The organism is Bacillus sp. Marseille-Q3570 (assembly GCF_946151055.1).
In the GTDB taxonomy this organism is placed as follows: Bacteria; Bacillota; Bacilli; order Bacillales; family Fictibacillaceae; genus Pseudalkalibacillus.
In genome coordinates this window covers 16,585-41,619 of record NZ_CAMGYZ010000003.1, presented here as the reverse complement: position 1 = coordinate 41,619, position 25,035 = coordinate 16,585, and the positions used below count along the sequence as shown (strand labels likewise).

The 25,035-nt window shown below is 42.4% G+C and carries 24 protein-coding genes; 8 read left to right on the top strand and 16 right to left on the bottom strand.

The window, feature by feature from the left end:
- Nucleotides 1-93: 93 nt before the first annotated feature.
- The 3 genes from N8M93_RS05985 to N8M93_RS05975 all read right to left on the bottom strand — a co-directional run bounded on the left by N8M93_RS05985 (nucleotide 94) and on the right by N8M93_RS05975 (nucleotide 5,168).
- A complete protein-coding gene (locus N8M93_RS05985) occupies nucleotides 94-4,437 on the bottom strand; it encodes an alpha-amylase family glycosyl hydrolase (protein WP_261130334.1) in 4,344 nt (1,447 codons plus the stop codon).
- 320 nt (nucleotides 4,438-4,757) lie between these two features.
- Nucleotides 4,758-4,925, bottom strand: a complete 168-nt coding sequence (locus N8M93_RS05980; protein WP_261130333.1) for a hypothetical protein — start codon at nucleotides 4,923-4,925, stop codon at nucleotides 4,758-4,760.
- Between the two features lie 48 nt (nucleotides 4,926-4,973).
- Nucleotides 4,974-5,168: a hypothetical protein gene (locus tag N8M93_RS05975; protein WP_261130332.1), complete on the bottom strand. Its 195-nt coding sequence runs from the start codon at nucleotides 5,166-5,168 to the stop codon at nucleotides 4,974-4,976.
- A gap of 166 nt (nucleotides 5,169-5,334) precedes the next feature.
- On the opposite strand from N8M93_RS05975, the gene N8M93_RS05970 reads away from it, so the two are divergent.
- Together N8M93_RS05970 and N8M93_RS05965 are read left to right on the top strand one after the other, a co-directional pair.
- Complete coding sequence (locus tag N8M93_RS05970) at nucleotides 5,335-5,655, top strand: metalloregulator ArsR/SmtB family transcription factor (RefSeq protein WP_261130331.1); 321 nt, start codon at nucleotides 5,335-5,337, stop codon at nucleotides 5,653-5,655.
- An 80-nt stretch (nucleotides 5,656-5,735) separates the two neighbouring features.
- Nucleotides 5,736-6,602 carry a permease gene (locus N8M93_RS05965; RefSeq protein WP_261130330.1) on the top strand — a complete coding sequence of 289 codons (867 nt, stop codon included), beginning with the start codon at nucleotides 5,736-5,738 and terminating at the stop codon, nucleotides 6,600-6,602.
- A gap of 380 nt (nucleotides 6,603-6,982) precedes the next feature.
- Here the strand turns inward: N8M93_RS05965 and N8M93_RS22860 are convergent, their stop codons facing one another.
- From N8M93_RS22860 to N8M93_RS05940, 5 genes are all read right to left on the bottom strand, one after another.
- Nucleotides 6,983-7,267, bottom strand: a complete 285-nt coding sequence (locus N8M93_RS22860; protein ID WP_396125378.1) for a HesB/IscA family protein — start codon at nucleotides 7,265-7,267, stop codon at nucleotides 6,983-6,985.
- A gap of 72 nt (nucleotides 7,268-7,339) precedes the next feature.
- Entirely contained in the window at nucleotides 7,340-7,807 is a 468-nt protein-coding gene (locus N8M93_RS05955; RefSeq protein WP_261130328.1) for an ArsI/CadI family heavy metal resistance metalloenzyme, read from the bottom strand.
- Nucleotides 7,808-7,846: 39 nt separating this feature from the next.
- The gene (gene arsC, locus N8M93_RS05950; RefSeq protein WP_261130327.1) at nucleotides 7,847-8,266 is read right to left on the bottom strand and encodes an arsenate reductase (thioredoxin); all 420 of its coding nucleotides are present in this window, start codon (nucleotides 8,264-8,266) and stop codon (nucleotides 7,847-7,849) included.
- Between the two features lie 26 nt (nucleotides 8,267-8,292).
- Nucleotides 8,293-9,591 carry an arsenic transporter gene (locus N8M93_RS05945; protein WP_261130326.1) on the bottom strand — a complete coding sequence of 433 codons (1,299 nt, stop codon included), beginning with the start codon at nucleotides 9,589-9,591 and terminating at the stop codon, nucleotides 8,293-8,295.
- Between the two features lie 102 nt (nucleotides 9,592-9,693).
- Nucleotides 9,694-10,038, bottom strand: coding sequence for a metalloregulator ArsR/SmtB family transcription factor (locus N8M93_RS05940; protein ID WP_261130325.1), 345 nt, complete (start codon nucleotides 10,036-10,038; stop codon nucleotides 9,694-9,696).
- A gap of 140 nt (nucleotides 10,039-10,178) precedes the next feature.
- Between N8M93_RS05940 and crcB (N8M93_RS05935) the strand changes: the two genes are divergently transcribed.
- Together crcB (N8M93_RS05935) and crcB (N8M93_RS05930) are read left to right on the top strand one after the other, a co-directional pair.
- Complete coding sequence (crcB, locus tag N8M93_RS05935) at nucleotides 10,179-10,568, top strand: fluoride efflux transporter CrcB (protein ID WP_261130324.1); 390 nt, start codon at nucleotides 10,179-10,181, stop codon at nucleotides 10,566-10,568.
- Nucleotides 10,565-10,918, top strand: a complete 354-nt coding sequence (gene crcB / locus N8M93_RS05930) for a fluoride efflux transporter CrcB (protein WP_261130323.1) — start codon at nucleotides 10,565-10,567, stop codon at nucleotides 10,916-10,918. Before crcB (N8M93_RS05935) ends, crcB (N8M93_RS05930) begins: the two co-directional genes overlap by 4 nt.
- A 109-nt stretch (nucleotides 10,919-11,027) precedes the next feature.
- On the opposite strand, the gene N8M93_RS05925 is transcribed toward crcB (N8M93_RS05930), so the two are convergent.
- Nucleotides 11,028-12,185: a glycosyl hydrolase family 18 protein gene (locus N8M93_RS05925; RefSeq protein ID WP_261130322.1), complete on the bottom strand. Its 1,158-nt coding sequence runs from the start codon at nucleotides 12,183-12,185 to the stop codon at nucleotides 11,028-11,030.
- Between the two features lie 100 nt (nucleotides 12,186-12,285).
- Nucleotides 12,286-12,903: a hypothetical protein gene (locus N8M93_RS05920; protein WP_261130320.1), complete on the bottom strand. Its 618-nt coding sequence runs from the start codon at nucleotides 12,901-12,903 to the stop codon at nucleotides 12,286-12,288.
- A 204-nt stretch (nucleotides 12,904-13,107) separates the two neighbouring features.
- Between N8M93_RS05920 and N8M93_RS05915 the strand changes: the two genes are divergently transcribed.
- Nucleotides 13,108-13,248 carry a sporulation protein YjcZ gene (locus N8M93_RS05915; protein ID WP_261130319.1) on the top strand — a complete coding sequence of 47 codons (141 nt, stop codon included), beginning with the start codon at nucleotides 13,108-13,110 and terminating at the stop codon, nucleotides 13,246-13,248.
- 106 nt (nucleotides 13,249-13,354) lie between these two features.
- Here the strand turns inward: N8M93_RS05915 and N8M93_RS05910 are convergent, their stop codons facing one another.
- A complete protein-coding gene (locus tag N8M93_RS05910; protein WP_261130317.1) occupies nucleotides 13,355-13,774 on the bottom strand; it encodes a universal stress protein in 420 nt (139 codons plus the stop codon).
- Between the two features lie 396 nt (nucleotides 13,775-14,170).
- Between N8M93_RS05910 and N8M93_RS05905 the strand changes: the two genes are divergently transcribed.
- A complete protein-coding gene (locus N8M93_RS05905; protein ID WP_261130316.1) occupies nucleotides 14,171-15,643 on the top strand; it encodes a SulP family inorganic anion transporter in 1,473 nt (490 codons plus the stop codon).
- Nucleotides 15,644-15,839: 196 nt separating this feature from the next.
- Here the strand turns inward: N8M93_RS05905 and N8M93_RS05900 are convergent, their stop codons facing one another.
- Nucleotides 15,840-16,520, bottom strand: coding sequence for a class I SAM-dependent methyltransferase (locus N8M93_RS05900; RefSeq protein WP_261130315.1), 681 nt, complete (start codon nucleotides 16,518-16,520; stop codon nucleotides 15,840-15,842).
- Nucleotides 16,521-16,692: 172 nt separating this feature from the next.
- Here N8M93_RS05900 and N8M93_RS05895 point away from each other — a divergent pair, with 172 nt between their 5' ends.
- Together N8M93_RS05895 and chrA are read left to right on the top strand one after the other, a co-directional pair.
- Nucleotides 16,693-17,001 carry a PadR family transcriptional regulator gene (locus N8M93_RS05895; protein WP_261130314.1) on the top strand — a complete coding sequence of 103 codons (309 nt, stop codon included), beginning with the start codon at nucleotides 16,693-16,695 and terminating at the stop codon, nucleotides 16,999-17,001.
- 18 nt (nucleotides 17,002-17,019) lie between these two features.
- Nucleotides 17,020-18,186, top strand: coding sequence for a chromate efflux transporter (gene chrA, locus N8M93_RS05890; protein ID WP_261130313.1), 1,167 nt, complete (start codon nucleotides 17,020-17,022; stop codon nucleotides 18,184-18,186).
- A gap of 408 nt (nucleotides 18,187-18,594) precedes the next feature.
- On the opposite strand, the gene N8M93_RS05885 is transcribed toward chrA, so the two are convergent.
- From N8M93_RS05885 to N8M93_RS05870, 4 genes are all read right to left on the bottom strand, one after another.
- Complete coding sequence (locus N8M93_RS05885; RefSeq protein WP_261130312.1) at nucleotides 18,595-19,332, bottom strand: CAP domain-containing protein; 738 nt, start codon at nucleotides 19,330-19,332, stop codon at nucleotides 18,595-18,597.
- A gap of 195 nt (nucleotides 19,333-19,527) precedes the next feature.
- Nucleotides 19,528-22,575: an efflux RND transporter permease subunit gene (locus tag N8M93_RS05880; RefSeq protein WP_261130311.1), complete on the bottom strand. Its 3,048-nt coding sequence runs from the start codon at nucleotides 22,573-22,575 to the stop codon at nucleotides 19,528-19,530.
- A gap of 184 nt (nucleotides 22,576-22,759) precedes the next feature.
- Entirely contained in the window at nucleotides 22,760-23,746 is a 987-nt protein-coding gene (locus tag N8M93_RS05875) for a nuclease-related domain-containing protein (protein ID WP_261130310.1), read from the bottom strand.
- Between the two features lie 273 nt (nucleotides 23,747-24,019).
- Nucleotides 24,020-25,012, bottom strand: a complete 993-nt coding sequence (locus N8M93_RS05870) for a LacI family DNA-binding transcriptional regulator (RefSeq protein WP_261130309.1) — start codon at nucleotides 25,010-25,012, stop codon at nucleotides 24,020-24,022.
- Nucleotides 25,013-25,035 lie beyond the last annotated feature (23 nt).

Below are 25,035 nucleotides of genomic sequence, written 5' to 3'. Positions count from 1 at the left end.
TGCCTACTCCCCCACCGAATTCAAAACGGTGCCAGGCACCCAAAAAGAACCGTTGCTGCATAAGGGTTCCCAATGTGTACCTGGCACCATCAATCATTCTTTCATCAGTTTGAAGGTGATGTCTTTGGTGTTTTTGGCGATTGAACCTGCGTCGTTGTTGAAGATTTCTGATTTATTCTCGTCTGTCGGTTCGATGTGGATGTCAAATACATTCTCTCCGTCAGAAAGATCGACTTCGTGTCTCCAACTCAGATCTTCATTGACAGTTACCTGTTCCCCATTGATGGTGAGCACACCTTCCTTAATCGCATTTCCGCTTAATTCTACACGATTATCCGTTACCTTCTGTCCATCTGCATGTGAGGTGATGACAACCGGCTGGTCGATCCATCGCACAATCGTATCTTCCACCACCATTTTGTTATTGCCCTGATTTTCGACGATGACTTTCAGGTCTGTTCCTGGTGCCCCGTAACCATAATAACTGATATCATCGTCAGTCGGGTCATCTGGCGTGTGGTCAGCGAGGCCTTCTTTGTCCCAGGAGTTGCCCTTCACGTATTTATATGTCAATACTTCCCCGACTTGCATGTCAACTGTATATTCCCAATCCGGTGTCACCGCCCCATTACGGCTCATCTCCCACGCACTTGTATTCCAGCCATTCAAGCTGTTTGGCATGGTGATTTTCGTATCAAGCGGTGTATAATCCGGTGCGCCCACCTTGAACGTCACTTCTACCATGACGATATCTGGAGTGACTGCTACAGCGTTGGAATCCTTAAAATTTCCATACTGATCATAGACGCGAACAACATAGGAATATTCCTTACCGTTCTCAACACTCAGATCTTGATAACTGATCGCTTCCGGATCCCAAATCTTATCAATCACGACACCATCCCGGAGAATCGCAATCATGTAAGGATCATCAGGATTTTCCAAACTCCAGTTCAAATTGACCTGTCCGGATTCCTGTGTCGGTTGCTCCAAATTGACCGAATCAACCGGCGACGTTTCATCTTCAGATTTCGAGATTGTTACCGATTGTTCTTCAGAATAAACCCAATTTCGTCCAAGGTCCGTCGTATAGGCATAACGGTATTGATAGTCACCGACTTCCAAAGGTAAAAATTCTGCTGAAAAGTGATTCGCGCCACCATCTTGCCCAGCATAACGAGCATCAATCATTTCCCACTCTTCAGAACCAGGAGTACGAACTTGCAATTGAGCTTGAAGTCCTTCAACGAGATCATCTGCTGAAAAATCACCTACTGAAATGCTCGATTCTACCGTCTTCGGTTCAGCTAAATCAAGGACTGAAGATTCCAATTCCGATACCCCATTGATGGTATAAGAACCTTCAGTCAATGGAATATGCGGAACCACCTCTTCGGTTGCGGTTTTACCCGATTCATTCCCATGTTGATCGACAGAGGTCACAGAAAAATAATACTTCCTCCCGTTATCAAGTCCGTCGATTTTGACTGAATTATCTGTTGTGGTTTCAACCTTCTTATAAAGAGCTCCTTCAATATTCGTCATATACACATTGTATTGTTCTGCTTTTCCAGACCAGGAAAGCGTAGCTGAGCCTACACCTTCTTCAACTTTCAAATCATTGACTGTGGCAGGTGGTTTAATCCTCGCATTTTTTGAGACAAACATTTGACCGCTCATAGCTGGAATCGTCAATGTCACTTTTCCATCTCCAACTTTTATAACATTCTTTTCCGAAAGCTGGTCTTTAAAATCTACCCCATTAAGAGCGAAGTCTTTCACATCCACTTCGACTGTCTTCTCTTCATTTCCGCGGTTGATCGCCACAAGCCCCGCCTTTTTATCAAGACTCCGTCCATAGACGAAGACATCTCCTTCAGAGTGAAGATTCTTCAGATCACCATGTGCAAAAAGATCCTGATGCTGCTCACGGATCTTACCGAGTTTCTGGTAGTGCTTGATCAGCTCCTCATTCTCTCCGCCCCATGGGTATGTCCGCCTGTCATCCGGATCCTTGGAGCCAGTAAGGCCTGCTTCATCACCGTAATAGACCGTCGGCGCTCCAGGGTAACCGAATTGGAAGATCGCAGCAAGCTTCAATCGTTCGACACCCAGTTCATGATCATAATTTGCGTCAAACTCTGCCCGTTCAGCATTCTCAGATCCATTTCCGAGCAAAAAGACTGCTCGAGCTGTGTCGTGTGAACCCATCAAGTTCATCAGGTTGTAAAATGCCTCTTCAGGGTAGTCTTCCTTGATGGCGTTCAGTTGATTAGCTGCATCCCCAGCATTGCCGTTCCGTAAGTAATCAAGCATCGCACCACGGAATCTGTAGTTCATCACTGAATCGTAGAGATCACCAAGGAAGTACTTGGACGCATCATCCCAGATTTCCCCAAGAATCAACGGATCATCCTTTGTTTTTGTTTTCGTATCTTTAATCTCCGTACGGAACTCTCTCCAAAACTCTGGATCAACTTCATTGGCAACATCCAAACGCCAACCGGATCCGCCTCGCTTCAACCAGGATTTAGATACAGAATCCTTATCGTACATGATGTAGTCCGCAAACTCTTCATTATTCAGTTCAGAATCATAAGGGACAGCATCCCCAGGGACTGATGCAATTTCTGGCAGACTATCAAATCCCCACCAGGCCTGGTAGTCATATCGTTCATTCGGGGTCCCTTCTTCCACTTTATCATTCTCGATATTAAACCAATTATGGAACCCGTACTCACTGAACACCTGTCCTTCAGCAAGAAATTCTTCCTCAGCTTTTGCCTTTGCCTCTTCCTCCGAAAAACCATCCTTATTCATATAATCATAGATTCGTGCCCAATACTCATAAGCGCCGACCGTCTCATATTTTCCATAACGGTCGAAATAAATCGAGTCGTCACCTACATGATTGAACACGCCATCTAGAATGAGGTGCATATCCCGTTTCTTCAATTCTTGGGTGAACTTCTTGAACTCCTTCGGTGAACCGAACATCGGATCGACAGCTTTAAAATCCGTCGCATCATATTTATGGTTCGAAGCCGCGTGTGCCACAGGGTTGAGATAGATCGTATTTACCCCGAGTGACTGGATGTAATCAAGCTTTTCATGAATTCCTTTGATGTCTCCTCCAAAGAAATCATTGCTCCAGATTCCATCTCCCTCATAATCTGATTTACTTTCAAGTCTCGGATTATCAGGTAGCTCGTCCCACTCCTGATGCTCAATCGGTTCATCGCCCCGTGCATGTTCTTTTGCATCGTCATTTTTTGGATTTCCATTATAAAAGCGGTCAGGGAAAATCTGATAGACGACCGCTTCCTTCATCCAATCAGGTGTTTTATACCCAGGATCATAGACGGTCAGCTGGAAGAAATCAAGTACATTATCACCAGCACGTCCCGTGTTCCCCTGAGCTGTATCTTCCCCGTATTCTTTTGAGGTTTTTCCATCAATGGCAATGAATTTATACCCGTAGACCCCTTTTTCCTCAGGAGTGAACGTCGCTTCCCAGTATTCCCGCTCCCCTTTTCCCTCGATATCTGTCCATCCGATCTTCTCCATTTTGATCAAATTCGAATTTCCAGAAGTCTGATTTTTTAAAAGAAGGTTAGCTCCAGTCAAATCACCTTTTTCCGCTTCAAATCGCAGTTTCACTTCTTTTCCGGTCTCAATCGCACCGAAAGGCTTTCGGTACAGCTCATCCCAAGTATTGTGATAGAGCTTGTCTGACTTGATGAGGCCATCGGGACCGGAAGTTTGGTTGCTTGTCGTCACTTCCTTCGTTTCATGGTTATAAAAGAAGGTCACCTCTTGATCATGCGTTACGTTCAACTTGACGTTTTCGCCGGGATACTCTTCGCCCCAATCATTTCCTATAACGACCTTGAATTCATAGTTTCCTGCTGGAACGTTGGCTGTGAATTCGTAGTTGTTATCGTGGTCGTCATCCTCTAAAATCGCAGTAGAGGTACCCGGAGACCAGTCACTTCCCGCGTCTATTGCTGATTGGATCGTTCCGGCCAGACGTGGTAGTCGATCCTCGGTCATGGTGGTCGTCACATGCGTCTCGTCATTGTAGACAAAGAGGACTTCTTTTTCTTCCTCTAGTGTAAAGGACATGTTTTGACCACCCGCTTCGCCATCTGCACCATAATTTTCATCCCAACTGCCGTTGATGGCAACTTTATATTCATAGGTACCTGGAGATAAAGTCTTTTTCAAATAATACTTCCCGCTTTCTGCATCCGTCATCTTCAACTCGTCAGATGCTGGGTTCCAATATGTATCATCCCCCTCTTCGCCAAAGTTACCTACTAACCGTACTGTCCGTTCTTCGGCATCAGCGTTAGAAGGCTGTAGCCCTGAAAATATCTGCACGGTCAAGAGAAACACCATGAACAACAAAAAAGTCTTCGAACGTCGTATTCTCACAATCATACCCCTTTCATTTTTATTCTCACAATAGGTTGTGCAACCGTTTTCACAACTGTGTAAAAAGAACGGTTGCTAACAACTTGTGCAACCGTTTTCATTATATTATACAGAATGTTGAAAATACTTTATATGGGACCAATGACATAAATAAAGAAATCCTGGTAAGCATTAGGCTTTGGCTAAAGTAATGTAAATAAAACTTGGGCTTTGCCAAGCCTTATCGCTGGCTGTGCCTTAGCCCTTATATTGAAGAAAGTATTTATACTTTCTTTAAACGGAAAAAGGATGCCGACCTCGGCACCCTTTACGTATGTTAATCAACAACAAGTATCTGCTTCTTTCTCTGATCCGCAACATGTTTCCTCTTCAGAACTACCGCAGCAAGAGTCGCTTTCCTCCACTGATACTTCCTTGATTTCTACTCCACAGCAATCGTTTTCTTTCCCTTTACCACTACCAGATACCTTTTTAATGAATTGAATCATGTTATTCATCTCCTTAATCAATTTTTTTTGATTTTAATTTCAAAAAAATTAGCAACAGACACTTTCATAATTACATTTCGAGCGAGACTCCAAAGTTGTTTTTGGAGAGGTGAATCTGGAATACAGCTCTTTCAACTTGAACCAGGCAGTTTGTTGCTCGTTCGTATGAACCCTTGGCAAGCTTTTATTCAGTTGTTCCTTCCGATACTTCACTTCTGTTTCGATTGAATAGAAATTCATCATCACTTATTGCCCTCCTTAAATCAATTTTTATTGATTAATTAGATTATATTCTTGTGGTTTCGATTTTGCAACTATAAAATCAATTTTTTTTGATTTAATAATTGCATTTCTACTTTCCCCATAATATACTGTGATTAATCAAACTTTTTTGATCGAGGTGATTGACATGAAACAAATCGAACTTGTAGATGAATCCCTTCCTCGCACATTTGAAAGATATGAAGCCAAATTCAAAGCGATTGCGGACAAGAAAAGACTCCAGTTGATGTACCTTCTTACCCAGAAGAGCGAAATCTGTGTTTGCGATCTTGTTGAAATGATGGAGATGCCGCAATCGAAACTCTCTTACCATCTGAAGATTTTGCTGGATGCTGGGATCATTACAAGAGAAACGCGCGGTACATGGAGTTACTATAAATTGAAACAAGATGAAGTGAACCACTTGCTTTCTGCGGAACTTTGCTGCTTATTCAGACCTTCTTGTTAACAGAAGGTTTTCTTTCCACCTGATTAATCAATTTTTTTTGATTAATTGATAAAATTAAAAATGAAAAGGATGATCCCCCCATGTGGATGGAAACTTTGAAAAACTTTTTATGGATTGCATTTGAATTGACTGTGCTATTCGTCGTCATCTCTTTTGTCATAAGTCTTCTCCAAGGTTATATCCCTTATGCAAAAATCGAAAAGAAGCTAACTGGTAAAAACAAATTTCTAGCCGCCATTTTCGCTTTATTCTTCGCTTTCATTACACCATTTTGCTCATGCTCAACAATTCCTGTTGTCGTCAATATGCTGAAGCAGAAACTTCCCTTCAACATCGTCATGATTTTCCTATTCGCTTCACCTGTCCTTGATCCAACAATTTTAACGATCATGGGTGTAATTCTCGGCTGGAAAGTTACAATCATCTACACCATATTAACATCTGTATTCTCTGTGTTAATGGGCTTTACCCTTGGTGCACTAGGATTCGAAAGAGCAATTAAAAACGTCGTCATGTCAGGATATAATGAGAAAAACCAGAAATTCAATTTCCAGTTGGCATTTAAAGAAACATGGGATTTGATGAAAAGTGTGTACCCGTATTTACTTCTTGGCGCGGGGATTGGAGCTGTCATCCACGGGACTGTCCCGACCGAGTGGATTTCAGGTGTTTTTGGAAAAGACGCCTGGTGGCTCATACCAATTGCAGCTATCGTCGGGGTCCCGCTCTACATCCGCTTATCGAGCATGATTCCCATTTCACAGATCCTGATTGCCAAGGGGATGGCGCTGGGACCAGTCATGGCGATGCTGATCAGTTCTGCAGGTGCAAGTCTTCCGGAAGTGATTTTACTTAAATCGATTTTCAAGAAAGAACTCGTCATCACTTTCGTCCTGTCCGTCATCACAATGTCAACGATTTCAGGATTCGTGTTTTATCTGATTTGATAATGAGCAGTGGCTAGTTGAGTTTATTGCTGGTGTTAGCGCAAAACTGTGGCAGGATCGAGCTATTATTGTCCTTGAATTGAGTAGCTTTGCCTCTAGTTCAAGCAATTTTATCTATAAGAGGAGCATTTTAACCCTAAACTAGAGCTACTCAACCTTAGATTGAGCGAATTCTGATTCCATCTTGTACAATTCTCACTCGATCTTGAACAATTTCGCTACAAGCTTATGCAATTCTCCTTCGATCTTGTACAATTTTAGCCCAATCTTGTGCAATTCATAACTTTAGTACTACAAAATCCACCCTCCACCACCAATTTTATCTAAAAACAGAAAAGGCCGATCTCCACCCAATGGAAATCGGTCCTTTTTCATTTTCATTAACAGCATTCATCCTGGCCAAGGAATACCAATCCGGCTCCTTGTGGCGTTTGCTGAAAATCAACCGTGATTCCATCTGTAACAGAAACAATTCGTTCGTCGATGGATACACGGATGCCATTCAATTCCTCTACTTTATCATTTTCTTGAGGCTCATCCAGAGCCATTCCCAATTTGGGACCGCCTCAGCCCATGCCTGCAAAATAGATGCGGATTCCTTTTGCATCATTCTGATGAAGGATACCCTCGATCGCTTGTTTTGCGGTATCTGTAATTTGCATCAATCTCTTCCTTCCAATTAAAGCATTTCTCACCTTAGTTTAGAGTATTCGCTTACCACACTCAACTGTTACACCTTACTTTTTAGGTGATGTCAATTCAATATTGATCGGCTGCGGCTGTGGCGGGGCACAGCATAAAGAAAGGTCACGCGCATCCCCTGCCGATTCGAACTCAGAATCCTCTTTCGTGTAGAAGATCTCCCAGGCATTCCCGTCTGGATCATAAACCCAAACCTTATCCTGAACAGCATAGCAGCATGTCGTATCCATTTCATCGATTAGAAGCAATCCGGATTCGCGAAGGCGTTCACCCATTTTCAATACATCTTCTGTATTGTTCACCTGAAAACCTAAGTGATTCAATACGCCTTCCTTGTTAAACTCACGGACATTCAACGAAAAATGCAATGCTGGTTCTTCAAGCTCGAACTTCGCATAATTATCCTTTACTTTTGTAGGCTCAGCACCAAAAAAGCTTTTATAGAATTCAAGAGACTTATCTAGATCACTGCAGTTTACAGCGACATGCATACGGTTGATCATGAAAACCTCTCCTTCATCATTTTTTTCAAACCGGTTAAATTACTTTCCTTCTTTTGCGAACTTCTGGATGCGTTCACTGATTTCATCACGGACACGTTGGAAGAATGCCCACTTTTCTTCTTCAGTTCCCTCAGCTTTTGCAGGGTCATCGAATCCCCAGTGGTCACGTTTTACGTTGGGAGGAGTCATTGGGCACTTATCATTTGCATCTCCACATAGCGTAACGACAAAATCAGCTTTATTCAAAATTTCTGGATCGATAATGTCCGAGGTTTGATCAGTGATATCAATCTCGACTTCTTCCATCGCTTTTACCGCGTTCGGGTTTAGACCGTGTGCTTCGATTCCAGCAGAATGGACTTCATACTTATCTCCAAGATATTTTTTCCCGAATCCTTCAGCCATCTGGCTGCGGCAAGAGTTTCCTGTACATAGAAAATAGATGATCGGTTTAGACATTTTACATAACTCCTTTTAGTTAATTTTTAAGATATGATCAATAACCAGATGTAAAGTCCGGTTAGGGTGATGAACAATGTTGGGATCGTCAGGATTACACCAATTTTAAAATAATAGCCCCAGGAGATTTTCACCCCTTTCAATGAGAGGACATGAAGCCATAACAATGTTGCAAGGGATCCGATCGGCGTAATCTTAGGCCCAAGATCTGATCCGATGACGTTGGCATAGATCAATGCTTCACGGATGGTTCCGGATGCCGCTGTATCTTGAATGGCAAGTGCATCAATCATGACGGTCGGCATGTTGTTCATGATCGAGGAAAGAATCGCTGCTATGAAGCCCATCGATATCGTTGCAACGAACAAGCCTTGATCAGCTGCCGCCTCAATAACCGATGCCAATACATCCGTCAAACCTTCGTTTCGAAGACCGTAGACGACAACATACATACCGATGGAGAAAAAGACGATCGCCCAGGGTGCTCCTTTTACCACTTTCCTGGTCGCAACTGCAGGACTTTTCTGTGCCATGAACAAGAAGAAGATGGCGACGATTCCCGCTATGATCGATACTGGGATGCCGAAAAATTCACTCGCAAAGTATCCAACCAACAGTATAGCTAATACCAGCCAGGAAAGGCGGAACATCTTGTGATCCTTTATGGCATCGACTGGTTTTTTCAGCTGTTTCAAATCATAATCAGCTGGAATATCTTTTCTGAAATACAAATACAACACAAGGATGCTCGCTCCGATTGCGAAAAAGTTAGGGACGATCATCCGCGACGCATATTCGACGAAACCGATGTCGAACACATCCGCTGATACGATGTTCACCAGATTACTGACGATTAATGGCAACGAAGTCGTATCTGCAATGAAACCACTTGCCATGATGAATGGAAGGATCATCCGTTCTTTAAAATCAAGAGCTCGAACCATTGCAAGAACAATCGGTGTCAAAATCAATGCTGCACCATCATTCGCGAAGAAAGCTGCAACAATCGAGCCGAGAATCGTGACATACACGAACATTTTCAAGCCGTTTCCACCAGCAATCCTTGCCATGTGTAAAGCAGACCATTCGAAAAAGCCGATTTCATCGAGGATCAGGGAAATGATGATGATCGCGATGAAGGCCAGTGTCGCATTCCAGACAATATCAGTAACCGCGATGACGTCGCCGAAATCGACAACACCGACTAGTAAGGCTAAAATCGCACCTCCACATGCGGACCAGCCGATCCCTAAACCTTTCGGCTGCCATATGACGAGAATTAATGTAACAATAAAAATGAATAATGCTAAGATGACTGCTAACAATTCAAAACCTCCAATTATCGTAAAGAAAACTTGGTGAAATCAAGCTTTAGCGTAGATTAAGCCTTAATTGCGCTTATACTGAAGAAAGTCTATGTACTTTCTTCAAGTGCAACGGATTCGCAGCCCTGCTTTTTCGAGTGCTTCGAAATGATGAGCACCATCAGGGACATGCTTCAGAATTTCCTTTATCATAGAGTATCCTTCAAACTCTTTATTAATGGAATAAAAGATCCATTGTCCTTTTCGTTGTTCTTTTACAAGTCCAGCGTCCCGTAATTTTCTGAGGTGTTGGCTGATTGCTGGTTGACTCATTTTTAAAATCTCGACGAATTCACAAACACAACATTCTTGCTCGTTGACAAGTGAAATGATCGTAAGCCGTGTTTTATCTCCCAGTAGTTTTAAAACTTGAGCCGCTTTTTCGGTTTCAATTAGTGTCGTTTCCATTAGGATTCACCTCCAACCCAAAATCATTATATAAGTATATTCTTATATATGCAACAGATAATTACTTTCCCGCAGTAAATTATGATACATTAAGTTTAGTATTTACAATAGTCCGTTTTAAATAAATGAGGTGCACGATATTGAGTATATTGCTCGTCATGATCGGAGGTTTTTTCGGTTCGATCAGCAGATACATGCTTGGTGAATGGTTGTATACGGAGAATGGTTTTCCGATTGGAACTTTATCTGTCAATTTGCTCGGGTGCTTTTTTCTGGCCTGGTTTTTGACCTTCATCACTCAAAAGAAATGGGTGTCGCCAAATATATCTTTATTGATCGGCACTGGTTTTACAGGATCTTTCACCACCTTTTCCACCTTTTCAGTTGAATCGATTCAGCTTCTCCAGCATGCACAGATTTTAAGTATGATTGTATATGTAGTGGCAAGCGTTGCTGGTGGACTGGCTTTATCTTACTTCGGTCATAGACTTGCCTACCGGAAAGTTGAAGAAAGAGGTGAAGCTGGATGATGACGCTAGTCGGGATTGGCGGTTCGATCGGTGCACTATTCCGCTTTATGGTCAGCAAATGGATCCCAAGAGAAAGTAATTCATCTTTCCCTTTCGCCACGTGGATCGTCAACCTATCAGGTTCGATTATCCTTGGTGTTTTGGCAGGACTACACATATCCAATCAATCCCCTCAATGGGTTTGGTATATGTTCGGTATCGGTTTTTGCGGTGCCTTCACAACCTTTTCGACGTTCAGTATGGAAATGATGGAATTGTTGAAATCGAAAAGGTTCAAGACCGTAGGCATTTATCTGTTTTCATCAATCCTGCTTGGCCTCATAGGAGCGGCAATTGGCCTTTACATTTAAAGCTCACCGGTTCTATGCAAGTTTCTTGATAAGGTTGATAATTTAAAAAGGGACTGTCCAAAAGAAAAGTGTAAGACACTTTTTAGACAGCCTCTTTTTTATTACATGTTTATGGCTTTTTGATCGTAAATTGATCCTCTAACATCGTCCAGTTTTCAGGAAACTCTTCTCCCAGAACCCAATACGCAAGTCCTCTAAGTTTGTACTCTTTGACAAGATTGAATTTTGCTTGCATGCTTTGCTCATTTTCGAACCAGACCTCATGTTCTTTTCCTTGATCATCTTTATATTTGAAATGCGGTGCCTGAGATTTGTTGTCGTATTGGACCTCCACATTTTCTTTGATAGCTAGTTCTGCAGCCTCTTTTGGAGACAATCGTTTTGCAAACTTACCACCTTTTTCGTATGGGAGGGTCCAATCATAGCCATAAAGTGGTGCACCCATAACAATTTTCTCTGGTGGAATTTTGGATAATGCATATTCTACTACCTCTCTTACTTGAGGGATGGGAGAAACCGCCATTGGAGGTCCGCCTGACCAGCCCCACTCGTACGTCATCAGGATTACATAATCAGCTATCTCACCATGACGTTTATAATCATGTGCACCGTGCCATGGCCCTGCTTCTTCATCACTCTTTTTAGGAGCCAGAGCAGTAGAAACGGTGTAACCTGCCTTTCTTGCTTGTGGAAGGATTGTGTCGAGGAATCCATTGTACAGCTCCCGATCCTCTTCGCGGATATGCTCAAAATCGATGTTCAAAGCTTCATATCCTTTTTGTTTCATTGTTGTTAATACATTTTGGATCAATGCCTTGTTCGCTTTCTTATCTGTAAAAATGGTGTGGGCGATATCAGGTGAAAAATTCCCTTCTGTAAAATTCGTAAGCACCATCATCGGTGTAGCGCCAGCTTTTTTCGCTTCTGCAATTGCAGCATCATCCTTGATCGATGTCAAACTTCCATCTGCCTTGACCTGGTAGCTGAAAAAAGCGACGTTTGATAAATGTTTGCCAACTTTTTTCACTTCATTCACTGCTTTATTCGGGTCGATGGGTTCTAGAAATCCGATCGTTTCAATCTGATTTTTACCATGCTGGGTGTCTTTCGGATTGACCTCTTGAACCTTCGCCTCATTCGATTCAGGGGACGGATGCGGATTTGCTTCGGTATTTTCTGGACTGGCATTAGAGCCGGGGTTGTTATTTCCACCACAAGCTGTCAAAACAAGGGATAGTGAAAATAAGATCATCGTCAATTTCTTCATCAGAACAACTCCTCTAAAATGTTTCATGTCCTTAGGTTTTGTATCCGTAAGAGGAGTTATGCACCTAAAAAAGCCGCTGATGTGTATCAGCGACTTTCGATCAATCGGTAAGTTCTTTTGAACGGAGTGGGACAATGACTTTTTTATAATAGAGCGCAATGAGTTCAATGAGTCCCTTGGGAATTTTCTTTAAAGATAACCTCTTATAAAAACGGTGATAGCCACGTTTCAGATCATCCCATTGACGACACTTTTTATCCTGAGTGAAACGTACCACATCAATCACCTTGACTGCCCCATCAGTTGTAAAAATGAGATTACGCAGGTGGATGTCCGATGGATTAAGACCTTTTGATCTAGCAAAATCCAATGCCTCATCTACTTTCTTGATCATTTCGTCTGTAATCGGAATCCCTTTCTGCAAACATTCATAGAAGGTATGACCTTCAATATACTCCATAACAATAAAATCCGGTCCAACCTCATAGATTTCTGGAAAGAATGGTGAACCGCTAAGTCTCTTATATATTTCGCCTTCCTGCTTTGCAAGATGAGCAAATTGAGTAAAAAACACTTTCACTGCAGTATTATAATTTTCATCCTTAAATACAAACGCACTTCTGCCTTTTCCAATCAATGTATAATCAGACGGTTTCTGTATCAATTGATCGGATTGAATGACAACCTGACCCGTTGGATTTGGAGGTGTGAATTGCATAGCAAGACCTCTCTCAATTTTTTTATCGTTCAAATGATCTTGAAATAGAATTCGTCTCCAATTGGTATTTTAGGACTATTTATTGTGCAAAGCAGTGTTAGAGGCACTTGACCAATTTCTGAAAGTCTTGTCCAATTACCCAAACAAGCCTTGTAGTACAAGCATAGGATAGTACTATCTTATGGTGAATAAGGAGGTTATTTCATGAGTGATGCAGTAGGTGGTGTAAATACAGGAAAAGTAGCAGTATTGGTTCTGATCCTGTTCATTCTTCTTGTAATCGTAGGAGCAGCAGCTTCTAGACCAAGACGTCGTCGCGGCTTCTGTGGCGGCTTTGGCTGGTAATAGAAAGGGGTTTTGCTTACCCCTTTTTATTGCACTAATAGAAAAAGTATAATAACAAGTAAAACTCACTCTGCGCCAAGATAATGACTCCTATTATACATAAGTTCTATTTCACTATCATGACCGGGCAATGGACACGCTTAGCAACCTTATGGCTGACACTCCCCAATACCATCTCCTGGAATGTATTCAGTCCTCTGCTGCCGATGACAACCAGGTCATAAGAATTTTCATTTGCATACTTTACGATTGTTGGTCCTGGTTCGCCCCTCAGGACCTCTATTTCGTATGGAATCTTATTTTTCACAAGAACTACCTCGGTATTCTGCAGTCTTCTTTTACGTTTTTCTTCTATCGCTTCTTTGCTTCCTTCTGATAAAACATCTGTTTTTGACGTAGCTCCATCAATTACATAAACGATCGTCACTTTCGCTTTTTCGTCGCCTTTTGCAATGAAGCTTGCTTTCTCTGCTGCTCGCATAGCATGCTCTGAACCATCTGATGCTAATAGGATCCGTTTAAACATGTTTTCCTCCTTACATCCAAAAGGATCTCTTAAAAGGACTTTATTGATTTTAAGTGAAATTCACGAGATTCCTGCAGGAATCGCCTGCAGAAAGGGAGTGAATTTCGAAAAGCCCTCCTTTTAGTAAATGTATGTAATGATAATCTGATTTTCTCACTTTTTCATTGATTTTACAATTTTCAAACTTTATTTTTCAGGTGAATTACTCAGGTTTACCTATTAGAGAGAGAATTCGGGTGAAAATTGTAGTTTTAAACAGAAGAATACGCTTTCCTGGTATTACCTTTCATTTACAAACGATGTTATAATCCGTATGTTCACAACGGCCCCGACTTTCATGAGAGTTGAAAGTCATTGATATTTAAAACTATAGAAAGAGAGAGGTGCTTTAAGTCATTGAACGTACAAAAATTACAACAAGAATGGTTTAGCAACGTCCGGGGTGATGTTCTCGCCGGTATCGTCGTTGCACTAGCATTGATTCCTGAAGCGATAGCCTTTTCAATCATAGCTGGGGTAGATCCGATGGTCGGTCTCTATGCATCGTTTTGTATCGCAGTTGTCATTGCATTTGTTGGCGGTAGACCAGGAATGATTTCGGCAGCAACAGGTGCGATGGCACTTCTGATGACTACACTCGTTGCTGATCATGGATTGCAATATCTACTGGCTGCTACGATTTTGACAGGTATCATCCAGGTTCTGATGGGGGTATTGAAGCTTGGAAAAGTGATGAAATTCATTCCTAAGTCGGTTATGGTCGGTTTCGTCAATGCGTTGGCGATCTTGATTTTCATGGCGCAACTCCCTCACTTTGTCGGTGAAACCTGGATCATGTATATAATGGTCGCTGGTGCTTTGGCTATCATTTATATTTTACCGAGATTCACAAAAGCTGTTCCATCACCGTTGATCGCAATCATCGTCATGACAGTAATTGCGGTGACATCTGGTGTTGGCGTGCGGACAGTCGGGGATATGGGACAATTGACGCAAGCTTTGCCTATTTTCTTGATCCCAGAAATTCCACTTAACTTTGAAACATTAAAGATCATTTTTCCATATTCTTTCGCTTTAGCGATTGTAGGTTTGTTGGAATCACTTCTTACAGCTCAAATCGTTGATGATATGACTGATACGGAAAGTGACAAAAATAAGGAAGCAAAAGGTCAAGGGACAGCAAACATCGTGGCTGGATTTTTTGGTGGAATGGCAGGATGTGCAATGATCGGACAATCTGTCATAAACGTAAAATCAGGCGGTAGAGGCAGACTTTCTACCCTTGTTGCTGGGATTGTACTGATGCTGTTGATCTTAGTTTTCAATAATGTATTGGTTCAAATCCCAATGGCCGCCCTGGTTGGTGTCATGATCATGGTTTCAATTGGAACATTCGATTGGTCTTCTTTGACAAAATTGCATGTCATGCCGAAAACAGATGCAGCAGTCATGATCGTGACCGTTGTGACAGTCGTAGTGACACACGATCTTTCAAAAGGAGTCATTGCCGGGGTCATCCTCAGCGCGATCTTCTTTGCTGCTAAAATTTCAAAAGTACATGTCGATACGAATATCGAACAACACTTGAACACGAAGACATACCAAGTAAGAGGGCAATTGTTCTTCGCATCGGTAACTGACTTCGTTGCGAAATTCGATTTTAAAGATGATGTAGAAACTGTGGTCGTCGATTTCACGCATGCCCATTGCTGGGATGATTCAGCAGTCGGAGCTGTCGACAAAATCGTGTTGAAATATAAACAAAATGGTGTGAATGTGAAAATCATCGGATTGAATGCAGATAGCCACAAACTTGTTGATCAGTTGGCTGTTTACAATAAATCTGATGCAAAAATCGCAAACCACTAAAGAAAACGTAGCTCAGCTAAGCCTTTGTACAGGCTGGACCCTAGTTGCCCTTTGAATAAAGTATTAAATGAAAAATAAAGGTGCTGGACATTTGTGTCCGGCACCTTTTTGCTTTTTGTGGTGAAGATGAAGCCGTCACATCTATATGCAAGTGAGCGAGAATGCTTGCAACGCAAAGCGATTATATGCCCGATTTTTACGTGGATTCTTTCACAGCTGCGAACGCCCATAAGAAAGACAAAGCTGATTTGGCTACCCAATTATTGTCCAATAAATCGATGATATTCGAATTCGGGGTATGTTTTCCTGAAAATGCCCCTTGCATTGTCTTGATGATGAATCCATGTTCACCTAACAACTGATGCAACTCCCATGGCATCAACATATTATGGACCACCTTTTTACCATATAAGCGTTCGTAACCGCTTTGCCGGGGAGGAGCGTATGGACCAAGGGTGACAGTCACAACGATTCCTCCAGGTTTAAGTATACGGTTTATCTCTTTGATAAGTTGATGAGGTTCGTCCGTCCATTCAAGTGACGTGCAAGCGAATACAGCATTAAAATTCTCGTCTTCAAAAGGGAGTATATTATCAGTTGTGACATATGCTTCAACATTACGATCTAATGCATAACGAACCATCCTCTCGGACTGGTCGATCCCGATAGCCTTATACCCCTCCTCGTTCATCAATTTAGTACTTACACCAGGACCACATCCAAGATCAAGTACCCTGGTATTCTTTGTGTAACCCACCGACTTGAAGAAAAATTCCAGCATTTCTGCTCTCGGACCTTTTTTCCAAATACGTTCTTGTTCATTCCATCGCTCAGCTTGATCATTCCATAATTCCGTGCTTTTATTGTTCCAATCCAAGAATTACCCCCCCTTTTTTCTATATCCACCTCAATTTTAGTTTCCAAATAGTATAACATAAGTTTCCAGTATCAAAATCATTTACAGGTGTCAAATAGATTGTTATGATGGTATCGAATTTCGATTTCGAAAACCGATATTGATTTCCGATATTTGGAGGTGCGGCAATAGTATGACCGATAAAGTATTACGTAAGCTGTTTTTAGGCTTTATCCAGATCCATATTTTACACCATGCAAAAGAGGATCCCATCTATGGATCGTGGATGGTCGAGGAGTTGCGGGAGCATGGATATGATATCAGCGCAGGAACTTTGTATCCGATTCTTCACTCGATGGAGAAAGATGGGCTTTTGTTGAAAGAAGATCGAAATGTTGAAGGAAAAATCAGAAAGTATTACACCACTACTGAGGCTGGGGAAACTGTTTTGAATGAAGCCAGAAAACAAGCTTTTGAACTTTTCAAAGAAATCAAGGACTAAGAGAGGAGTTGCGAACCAATGAAAACATTACTGGAGATTTTTATTATATCCTTACGTTTGGGTGTTTCATCATTCGGAGGACCTATTGCACACTTAGGCTATTTTCATGAAGAATATATCCGGAGACGAAAATGGATAGATGAACGGACGTATGCTGATCTTGTCGCCTTATGTCAGTTCTTGCCTGGACCTGCAAGCAGCCAGGTCGGGATCGGGATCGGTGTTGCTCGTGGAGGGGCGATTGGTGGTTTCATCGCTTTCCTTGGGTTCACCATGCCTTCTGTCATTGCGCTTATCTTGTTTGCACTCCTTTTAAAAGAACTGGACATAGCAGACGCAGGATGGATCCAGGGGTTGAAGCTCGTGGCAGTAGCCGTAGTCGCCCATGCGATCCTCGGAATGGCTTCTAAACTTACCCCTGACACAAGTCGGAAGACGCTAGCTTTGCTCGCAGTCGTCATTACACTTATGTGGCAGACGACATTCACCCAGGTTGGTATCATTATTGGAGCTGCAATCATTGGTCTGTTTCTTTTCAAAAACAAAAGTGATCAAGACACAGAAGACTTCCGCATTCCGCTTTCAAAACGTTTTGCAGCTGTTTGTATCATTCTATTCTTCGGATTGTTAGCACTTCTTCCATTTTTAAGGGAGTTGACCGGTGCCAACTGGATTGCGATGTTCGACAGCTTTTATAGAGCAGGTGCACTTGTATTTGGCGGCGGGCATGTTGTCTTACCATTGTTGGAACGAGAATTTGTTCCGACTGGCTGGTTGACTGAACAGGAATTCCTCGCCGGTTATGGCGCAGCACAAGCTGTTCCTGGACCGCTGTTTACATTCGCTGCTTATTTAGGTGCAGTCATCAATGGTTGGAAAGGCGGATTACTTGCAACTGCCGCGATATTCCTTCCTGCATTTCTTTTGATATTCGGTGCTCTACCGTTCTGGGATACTTTAAGGAAGAATCAGAAAATGAAAGGCGCTCTCCTAGGAGTCAACGCTGCCGTCGTAGGAATTCTGGTTGCCGCATTTTATCAACCGATCTGGACAAGCTCTGTCACCTCTGCAATTGATTTCGCTTTTGCAGCTGTATTGTTCAGTATGTTGGTCTATTACAAGCTACCACCATGGATTGTAGTGATAACAGGAGCACTCGGCGGTATGATTTTAGCATATATTTAGAGCCAATGGCTGGGCTGTTCCAAACATCAATCCAATGTTCAGGGCCAGCCTTTTTGGTTTACATAGCTTTTCCTGAAATCGTAACGGACACCAGAGCCGTTATTTTGGACAAAAATGGGGTGTTTCAGAATTTAACGGACACTAGAGCCGTTATTTGTGAAAAAAAGACCTGTTTGACTATCATTTCAATGAAATAAGAGCCCTGGTGTCCGTTAATATTAAAAATGTACGTTTTTTGGGAAAATAAGGTCTCCTGTGTCCGTTAGCGATTTTTCTGCTACTTGTGCGCAGAACTTATGAGAAAGAGTGTGTCATTGTATTAACTAAATGTTTAATCGGAAATTAACGACCTCTCTGGAAAAAAAAATGCCAAGCACTCCTTTATAGAGGGGCTTGACATTTGTGTCATTACTTTTGAATGAACATTTGTGACCAACAGTTGCCTTGCTGACCACCTTTTGAAAGTCCAACTCCGATATGCGTAAGTTGGCCATTCATGATGTTCTCACGGTGACTTGGGCTGTTCATCCATTGTTGGACTACCTGTTCAGCTGATTGCTGCCCTGCTGCAATGTTTTCAGCTGCCGACGTGTAATCGACACCATTTTGCTGCATCATCTGGAACGGTGATCCATATGTCGGTGAGTTATGGGAAAAGTAATTGTTCTGAGCCAAATCATCTGCTTTTTTCTGCGCAACTTGAGCAAGCTCTGCATCAGCTTTTAAAGCAGACAGCCCGTTTTTCATTCTTTCCTGATTCGTCAATTCGACGACCTGTTTCTCCATCTCACTCATCGCTGCACCGCCGCCGGGTTGTTGGGTTGTATCATCTGGCTGTTGGGCTGTGTCGCCAGGCTGTTGCATGTTCGGCTGAGTATTCTGGAAACCGCCGCCATATTGCTGACCATATGGACCTTGAGCGTTATGTGCATTATATCGGTTTTGAAAACTTCCGCCATTTCCCCAAATCGGTGTGAATCGATTATTCTGGTTGATCCTCGTCCGATCATTCGTGCGGTCATATCTCACCGTATTATATTGCATACCTTCTTCGTTATTTTGCCCTGTGTCATCTATGTTACATCCAGCCAGCATTCCCGCTGAAAGGAGAGCAGTCAGACCCAGGGTTACGATACGTTTTTTCATGCATCTATCTCCTTTTCGAAGGTTTTATGCCTTCTTAATGTTTGCATGTAGATCGTATTTAACCCTGAGTAACACTTGGTTCAGAGGGAAAATATCGGTAAAATGGATACTCCTCAAATGGGCTATAATAAAGAAAACTTGGCAAAGTCAAACCTTGAGTGCAGCTTCCTTTAATGTAAAACAAGATTATTCAGTTTACACGGAGAGATCGTTTGTTTTCGTTCGCTCTTTTTTCCTTTTTCTGAAAAAGAATACTTCATAAAGGACCGGTATCAAAATCAATGTCAGCAATGTAGAGGAAGTCAAACCACCGATAACCGTCAATGCCAACCCTTTTGAAATGAACGTTCCTGTGGACGTTGTAAATGCAAGCGGGGTCAACGCCGCAATCGTTGCCAAAGCTGTCATTAAAATCGGTCTCAACCGAGTTTTCCCAGCCTCGATCAACGCTTCACGTACAGTCATTCCTTTTTCATCCCGGTTCCTGGTAATCCTGTCAGTCAAGACGATCGCATTGGTCACGACGATTCCGATCAACATCAAGAATCCGATCATGACACTCATAGAAAGTGGTTCTTTTGCCAAATATAAAGCTGTGAATGAACCGATTGGAACGAAGATGAGTGATGATAAGATGATGATCGGTATCCGCGCTTTTCCAAATGTAATGAGCATCGTTAGATAGACGAGACCCATTGCCGAAATCATCGCGATCCCCATCTGTTGGAATTCAGCTGTCGTCTCTTCACTTCCGCCGCCGCTTTCAAAAGAAACACCTGTAGGAAGTTCGATATCTGTTTTAACACCGTTTACCACCTCGTTCGTTACAGCTTGCACATCGTTCCCTTTCACATGCCCTGTCACACGTGCGAATACTTTACCATCAAGCTTTTGAATTGCAGTGAAGCTATCCGTTTCCTTTATATCTGCAATCTCTTTCAGTTTCACTGGACCTTGAGGACCGTAGATTTCCATTTCTTCAAGGGCTTCAGCACTTAAGGCATCTTCGTAGGATAATTGGACGGTTTTGTCCTCTTTATTCAAATTCAATTCGCCAACCTGCACAGGCCGTGTTTGATCTGATATCATCCCAAGGATTTGCATACCTGGAATCCCTTTTTCACCAGCTTTGTCTGAATCGATGTCAACAAGGTACTGTTTTTGTTTTTCGGAAAAATTGTTCGAAATATCTTTTAGATCATCGTTGTCTTTCATGTATTCTTCAACATCAAGCGCAGCGGCTTGAAGCTTTTCAAGGTCTGTTGAATAGAGATCGATGGAGACACTGTTGTTCGTCGGTGGTCCGGCGGCAGCGAATTCCATAACGTTGAATTCCCCTTCATCCGCTTCAGCATCCATGATTGTTTCCATATCATCTCTTAGTTCGTTTAAAAACTCAGATACATCAGTGTCCTCTTTCAGCGTCAAATAGTAGCTTGCTTTGTTTTCCTTTTTTAGACCGGTAAAGAAATCCTTGCTTCCGACACCAGCGGTCACATTTTCAATTTCGCTTTTATCGACGAACATCTCTTCCATCTGGAGCGAGACCTCATTCGTCCGTTCCATTGAAGTTGTTGCAGGCAATTCGATTGTCGCGTTCAAGATCTTCTGCTCTTCATTCGGCATGAACGTGAACCCGAGTGTCGGGACAAGTGCAAAGGAACCACCCAATAGTACCAGCGAGAGTAGGATCGCGGTCACTTTGTGATTTAGAGAACGTTCAATCAACTTCCCATAAAATTTCTGCAATACGCCTTCTTTCTCTTCCTTTGGTGCTTTTTTAAACGAATATTTCGCCAGTATTGGAACCAGCGTGACCGAAATCAGAAGGGATGCAAAAAGTGCGAACGTAATCGCGAGCGCGAATGGCAGGAAAAAGCCTCCCGTATCCCCTTCAACTAAGCCCAGTGGTAAAAAGACGACGATGGTTGTCAGAGTTGATGAGACGATCGCTTTGAAAATTTCTTTCGTCGAATCTGTGATGATCTCATCGGTGATTTTTTTATCAGGGGATTTCCTCACCCGCCTGAAGATGTTTTCAATGACGACGATGCTGTCATCAACAACCCTGCCGACCGCAACGGCCATTCCGCCCAGAGTCATCATGTTCAATGAAATTCCTAGCTGTAATAAGAAGATTGATGAAAAAAGTAATGAAAACGGAATCGAGATGATCGCAATGATCGTCGCGCGGATATTCCGCAAGAAAAGTAATACGGCTAGTGAAGCGAACAACGCCCCAAGTAAGCCCTCACGGACAAGGGTGTGCACAGAATCCTTCACGCCCTGTGCAGTATCAAAGCCTACATAATAATCGATTTGGTCTTCATGCTTTTTCAAAACCTCTGTTACCTGATCAGCCACTTCAACCGTATTTGCATCCTGCTTTTTCGTAATCATCATAGAAAGTGAATCCTTCAAGTTATAGCGTGTCAATTCCGCTCTCTCGGTCACTTCTTCAATTGTTGCAATTTCTTTTAATGCAATAGGTGTTGGGTCTTGTTGATTGTTTTGGGTTGTAAGTTGGAGATCTTCCAATTCTTCGATCGTTTCTACGTCCTGTTCAACACGGACTGGTATCTGGAACTCATCTGCTTGCACTTGACCCGCTGGATAGGAGAAATATTTTTCGTTGATTTGATTTTTGATATGATCAAGCGACAACCCATTTTGAAGAGCCTTTTCCTGATCAACCGTAATCTGGACAAGACGCTCTTTTTGCCCCGAAACCTGTACCTCATTTACTCCTGATATCTTTTTGATGTCCGGGATGACGTTTTTATGAAGATACGCATCGAGATCTGTATTCCCTTTAGCAAAGATGGATATGTCATAAATCGGGATCATATCCATTGAAAAGCGTTTGACATTCGTTTGGACAGAATCTTCTAAGTTGGATTCCTCAATCAATTTATTCACTTGCTGTTCTTTTTTATCAAGATCCGTGTTGTGCGGAAAATTCAGTGAGAGCAGTGCGAAGCTTTCGTAGGATGAACTATTTAGTGTTTTCAATCCTTCCAACGAATTGAACTGTTCTTCGAGTTTGGTCGTGACGTTTTTGTTTACGTCATCAGGTGAAGCTCCGGGATACACGGCTTCAACCGTCAATGTCGGATCTTCAATATCCGGGAACATTTCGATACGGAGATTGGTGATCGCGTAAAGTCCTCCTAGAATGATTAAAAAAGTAATAATGAAAATAGCGGCAACATTTTTGAGACTGAATCGGATTAATGAATTCATGTCCTCTCCCCTTTCTTGTTTTGGTTAAGCTGCACCGTTAATTGTAACGACTGAAAACGGAAACAGTAACTGGCTCAAGAAGGGTCTTGCAATAAGGCTTGAGACTTAGTAGAAAGGAAGGCTGCGGACTTATTGAGGGAAAAGAAAGGAAAGGATTATTCGGATTAATTGGCGACCGCCAATTTCATCTATAATTTTTCGGCCAAAGAGAACCCAAGTGGTAAATGCGGTCTTTGGTGGAACCAGTGTGGGTGAGGTTGAGTGAATGAGCAATTTTTTTTGCAACAGAATCAGAGGAAACATGAAGGAATTGTCTTAATTGCCTATTCGTGATCGCAGGATGGAACAATAAAAAATAATCACGTAATGATAGTATGTGTGCGTTTTTAGAAACAGCATTGCATTCTAGACAATGCCACTTCCCATAATGCCTTCTCATTGGAAACCTTGAACAACCAGGACATTGAACCCCAGTGATAAGTTCTTCCTTTTTTATATTTAGTTTGGAAAGAAGGTCGGGATTATTTGGGGTATGCAACTTAAGGAAGAGGTTTTTTAAAGTTTGCAGGTCTTTTCGAGAAAGGATTTCTTTATCATATGTAGCGTGAAATTCATTCAAAACATCTCGGATTTTCGTATTACGAATTACTTTTTTGGTTAGTAGGTCGTGATTATTCATTGGTAGTATCCTGGCATTATCATTTACTATGACAACAAATGAAAGAATGGGGATATTTTTTGAAAAATCATAGTGGTTAAGCCATTCGGAAAGTTGGAAATGCTGAAGGTTTACCTGTTGGATCGGGTCTTTATGGATGACTTCCCTATCATCAAATTGCTGGATCAGTTGATTATAATCGGTATCAAAAATTAAATTACCAGTGAGGTTTTTCACTTCAAAGATGAGAATGAAAGTTGGGTGGACAAGGAGGGTATCAATTTGGAAATGGTACGTTCCACTCGATAAGCGAAGTCCTTCAATAATGAGGTAGTTGTTTTTATGGAGAAAGCTTATATAGAAATCAAGCCGCCGTTCTCCCCATTCTCCCGATCTGCTGATGTCCACCGAACTTTCAACTTTTAACCGGGCAGGGTGAGTGAATGGTGTTCTTCTCTCCATTGCTTCAAGCTTTTCGTGTTTCTGATTAATAAAGTGGATTTTTTGCGTCAAAAAATCATTCCTTTTCTAATATTGGATAAGAATATATTCCTGATAAACTGTAAAAATCCTTTTTGGATGATTTAATCCGGCCAGTTGAAGCGGTAATCCGGCGGGTTTGAAAGCTAATCCGGCCAGTTTTTGTGGTAATTCGGCGGGTTTGAGTATTAATCCGGCCGATTTTACACGGAATCCGGCCAAAGGTGTAAATTTACACAAAATCCTAATTAATAAACACAAAAAAAACCTATCGCCACTTCGGCGATAGGTTCTCATTCCACTCAGCTAATCCCGTTCCACTACAGATTCCCTCTCGATCAGTTCGGTTGATAGTTTGTAGTATGGCTCGACTTTTTCCTTGGATAGTTGTTGAAAGATCAAGTGCACGGCTAGTGCACCTGCTTCGTACTTCGGCTGGCGGATCGTGCTCAATGGCGGCTCAACGAACTCAGCCAACTGGATATCATCAAAGCCGACAATCGACACGTCATCTGGGACACGCACACCCCTTTCTTTGAATGCCTGCAGTCCGCCGATCGCCATTTCATCATTCGCGTAAAAGATCCCCTCAGGAAGATCATTCTGCGCAATCAGCATTTTCGTCGCACGATATCCGCTCTCCCGTGTGAAATCTCCTGAGATTTTCCATTTTGAAGTATAAGGCAGCCCATGCTTCTCTAATGCCGCTTCATATCCCCGAAATCTAAGCGAATTATCATGGGAGTTGCTCGGACCGCTGATGAACCCGATCTTACGGTGTCCTTTTTCAATCAAATGTTCTGTAGCAAGGAATCCGCCTTGCCAGTTATCGACCTCTACCTGGAGCACATGATCATGGACCAGATGCCGGTCCAGGACGACAATTGGAAACCCTTCACGTGCAGATTCAAGGATCGTTTCATCACTGACGTTGTGCGCTAAAATGATGACACCGTCGACACGCTTTTCTTTTAGAAACTTGACCGCGGTCGATTGTGTATCTCCCATCGAGTTACACGCAATCAGATCGTAGCCGTTCGTCATCGCGACGGTCTGGACCCCGTTGATCAGCTCCGAATAATAAGGACCTGACAAATCACTCAAGATCAACGCGATCGTGTTCGTCTTCGTCCTCTTCAAATCTGAGGCTATCCCGTTCTTCTGATAGTTCAGCTCTTTTGCTGCTTCAATCACTTTCCTCTTCGTGTCTGGACTGATTTTATCGATATTGTTCAGTGCATAGGAAGCTGTCGATACTGCTACACCCGCACGTTTCGCTACATCTTTGATCGTTGCCATAACCTTCACATCCTACTGCTTGC